We start from the raw sequence: 3,910 nt of genomic DNA, 5'->3' as shown, positions 1-3,910 counted from the left end.
GCCGCGCTGTGGATGACCACGCTGTGGCGCTTCGAATCGAATGGCTGGCCGCGCGGGTGCCTCGCCGCCCTCAACCTGCCCGACCCGCTGGCGCGCGACGACGACGCCATCCCGCAGCCCCGGCGCAGCGGCACGGAGGATTTCCGCCGCGCGGTGGAGGAGGCCGTGGCGGCGCTTCGCCAGCGCACCGGGGCCGCGCGGGTGGCGCTGGTGGGCAACAGCCGTGGCGGCTACCCGATCCGGCATTTCGTGGTGCATGGCGGCGGTGCCCCGCAGGTCTCCCACGCGGTGCTGTGCGGCACGCCGAACCGGGGCGTCTATGACTGGGAGTGGAACCGCAACCGTGAGTTCAACGGCCGCTCGGATTTCCTGCGCCGGCTGAACGGCGGCGAGACCGATGTGGTGCCCGGCACCGCCTTCCTCACCCTGCGGAGCGACGGCAACGACGTCTATACCCAGTCCGACGGCGCCGCCTATGGCCGCCCTGGCACGCCCACCGGCATCGACGCCACGGGGCCGGCGCTGCGCGGCGCGACCAACCTGGTGCTGGGCCAGCTCGACCACCGCGAGGTGGCCTACCACCCGCGCGCCTTCCGCGAGATCTACCGCTTCATCGCGGGGCGGGAGCCGGAGCGCCTGGCGATCGTGCCGGAGGCGCGGCCGGTGCTGGATGGTATCGTCAGCGGCACGCCGGGGGGCGTGCAGACCAACCGCCCGGTGCCCGGCGCCACCGTGACGGTGTGGCGCACCGACCCGGAGAGTGGCGCGCGGATGGGCGAGGCGCTGCACCGCCGCACCACGGGCGAGGATGGCCGCTGGGGCCCCGTGGCCGTGGCGCCGGACTGGACGCTGGAGCTGGAGGTGGCCGCGCCCGGCCATCCGGTCACGCATTTCTATCGGTCGCCCTTCCCGCGCTCCTCGGAGGTGGTGCATCTGCGCCCGGCGCGGCCGATCTCGGCGGAGGACCGCGCGGCCGGGGCGGTGCTGCTGTTCACCCGGCCGCGCGGCTATTTCGCCCGCCCGCGCGACGCCATCATCCTGGATGGCCGGGAGCCGGAGCAGGTGCCCCTGGGCCTGGCCCGCGTGGCGACGGTGACGCTGCGCCGCCCGGTGGCCGAACTGGGCCGCACGGTGGTCGCCCAGTTCAATGAGGAGCGCGTGGCCGCCCGCCTCTGGCCTGTCTCCGAGGACCGCGTGACGGTGGCCGAGCTGACATCCTGACTCGAAGAAAAAAGAAGGGGGTCCGGGGGAATTCATTCCCCCGGCCTTGTTGTTCAGGCTGCCGCCAGTTCCGCCAGCACCGCCGCCGTGTCGGCCCCCAATGCCGGCGCCGGCGCCACCCAGGCGCCGAGCCCCGGCAGGCTGGGCATTGGCATTTGGCCCAGCTCCGGCTGCGCCATCATCGGCGCCGCGCCCACGGCCCGCACATGCGGGTCCGCCAGCCAGTCGAGCGGGGTATTGACCTTCTCGGCCAGCAGGCGGGCGGCGTGCAGGGCGCGCAGCCAGTGCTCGGCGCTCTCGCGGGCGAAGATCTCGCGCAGCAGGGGGAGCAGGGCGTCGCGGTTCCGGTCGCGGTCCGCGAAGGTGGCGAAGCGCGGGTCCTGCGGCAGGTCCGGCCGGCCGATGGCGCCGCAGAGCGCGACGAACTCGGCCTCGCGCACCAGTGCCACCATCACCCAGTTGCCGCAGGCGGCGCGGTAGCTGCCGGCGGGCACGTTCAGCGCGGCGGGCGCCTGGCCGAGCAGCCCCGCCTCGGCGATCGGCATGGCCAGCAGGGCGGCGGTGCCGGCCATCAGCGAGATGTCCAGCACGCGGCGGCGCGGCGCCGCGTCGAGCTGGCGCTGGGCCAGGGCGGCCTGCACGGCGGCGAAGGCGGAGATGCCGGTGACGACATCGGCCACCAGGCAGCCCACCTTGTGCGGCGCGCCGTCGGCGCCCGTGTTGAGCGCCACCAGCCCGGTATAGGCCTGCGCCACCGAATCGGTGCAGGGCCGCTCCGCATAGGGGCCGGTCTGGCCGAAGCCGGAGATGGAGAGGCAGACGGCATTCTCCGGCGTCGCCTCCGGCCCCAGCCCGAGGCGGGCGGCGACGCCGGGGCGGAACGCCTCGATCAGCACGTCCGCCCGCGCGGCGAGGGCGCTGGCGGCGGCGCGGCCCTCGGGCGACTTCAGGTCCAGCACCACGCTGCGCTTGCCGCGGTTGAAGGTGGTGTGCATCACCGACTGACCGTCGCGCCGGGTGGAGAGGCCGCGCGACCAGTCGCCTTCCGGCGGTTCCAGCTTGATGACATCGGCGCCGGCGGCCGCCAGCAGCATGCCGCAATAGGGCCCGGCGATGCCCTGGCCGGCATCCAGCACGCGCAGCCCGCGATAGGGCTTCAGCCCGTGGTCCATTGCATTTCCTCCCTCATCGTGCGGCGATGGTGGGACGAGACAAGAAAATAGGGAAGGGAACCTCCATCCATGCGCATCACCCGCAGGGCGGCGCTCGCCGCCATGCCCATGCTCGCCGCGCTGCCGCCCGCCGCCTCCGTGGCACAGGGGAGCTGGCCCACGCGCCCCCTGCGCTTCGTCGTGCCCTACCCGCCGGGCGGGCCGACCGACATCCTGGGGCGGGTGGTGACGCAGCAGCTTTCGCAGCGCCTGCCGCAGCCGGTGATCGTGGAGAACCGCAGCGGCGCCTCGGGCATCGTCGGCAGCGGCGAGGTGGCGCGGGCGGCGCCGGATGGCGCCACCTTCCTGGTGAACGCCTCGCTGCACGTCATCATCCCGCACCTCAACCCGCAGATGCCGTTCGACACGCTGGCGGCCTTCGAGCCGGTGACGAACATCGCCCGCGTGCCGCTGATGCTGGTGGTGAACAAGGACCTGCCCGTGCGCTCGGTGCCGGAGCTGATCGCCTGGCTGAAGCAGAACGGGGCGCGGGCCGCCTACGGCTCCTCCGGCATCGGCGCGGCGCCGCACCTGGCGGGGGAGCTGTTCAAGCAGCTCACCGGCACGCAGATGGCGCATGTGCCCTATCGCGGCTCCGGCCCGGCGCTGGCGGACCTGCTGGCGGGCAATATCCAGCTGATGTTCGATTCGATGCCGAGCAGCGCCGGCGCGGTGCGGGACGGGCAGTTGCGGGCGCTGGCGGTGAGCACCGCCGGCCGCGTCGCCGCCTTCCCCGAGCTGCCCACCGTGGCCGAGGCAGGGGTGCCGGGCTACGAGATCGCCACCTGGTACGGCATCTGGGCGCCGGCCGGCACGCCGGCGCCGGTGGTGCAGGCCCTGCAGCAGGCGGTGGCGGCGGCGGTGGCCACGCCCGAGGCCCGCGAGCGCCTCGCCACGCTCGGCGCCGACCCGGTGGCCGACACGCCCGAGGCCTTCGCCGCCTTCACCCGCGCCGAATACGCCCGCTGGGGCAAGCTGGTGCGCGACGCGAAGATCGAGGCCCAATGAAGGAGACTCCGTGATGCGCGCCATCGTCTGCGAATCCTGGCGCGACTTCGACGCGCTGGAGATGAAGGAGATCCCGCCGCCGCCGCTGCGTCCAGGGGGCGTGCGGCTGCGGGTGGAGGCGGTGGGCGTCTCCTTCGCGCAGCAGCTTGTCGTCGCGGGCAAGTACCAGCGCCGGCCGCCGCTGCCCTTCGTGCCGGGCACCGAGGTGGTGGGCACCGTGCTGGAGGCGGCGCCGGACGCCGTGGCGCCGCCGCCCGGCACCCGCGTCTTCGCGGCGCTGGACTGGGGCGGCATGGCGGAGGAGGCGGTGGCGGACGACATCCATGTGGTGCCGCTGCCCGCCACCCTGGCCGATGGCCCGCAGGCCGCCGCTGCCGTGGCGATGCCGATCAGCTACCCCACCGCCGCCTCCGCCCTGCTCTGGCGCGGAAGGCTGGAGCCGGGGCAGTGGGTGCTGGTGCAGGGCGCGG

General features: G+C 74.4%; 4 protein-coding genes. 3 read left to right on the top strand and 1 reads right to left on the bottom strand.

Annotated elements, in window-relative coordinates; genetic code table 11:
- The coding region (locus ACZJYS_RS23275) for a hydrolase (protein ID WP_493180500.1) at positions 1-1,221 on the top strand (1,221 nt) is incomplete at its 5' end.
- Between the two features lie 53 nt (positions 1,222-1,274).
- Here ACZJYS_RS23275 and ACZJYS_RS23270 read toward each other — a convergent pair.
- Positions 1,275-2,393, bottom strand: coding sequence for a CaiB/BaiF CoA transferase family protein (locus ACZJYS_RS23270; protein WP_493180499.1), 1,119 nt, complete (start codon positions 2,391-2,393; stop codon positions 1,275-1,277).
- A gap of 69 nt (positions 2,394-2,462) precedes the next feature.
- Here ACZJYS_RS23270 and ACZJYS_RS23265 point away from each other — a divergent pair, with 69 nt between their 5' ends.
- Positions 2,463-3,440, top strand: a complete 978-nt coding sequence (locus tag ACZJYS_RS23265) for a Bug family tripartite tricarboxylate transporter substrate binding protein (protein ID WP_493180498.1) — start codon at positions 2,463-2,465, stop codon at positions 3,438-3,440.
- A gap of 13 nt (positions 3,441-3,453) precedes the next feature.
- On the top strand, positions 3,454-3,910 hold a 457-nt coding region (locus ACZJYS_RS23260; RefSeq protein WP_493180497.1), incomplete at its 3' end, for an alcohol dehydrogenase catalytic domain-containing protein.

This window comes from Roseomonas sp. TS2, assembly GCF_058833935.1.
The sequence above is the reverse complement of the archived record's forward strand: the minus strand, read 5'-3'. Positions and strand labels throughout refer to the sequence as shown.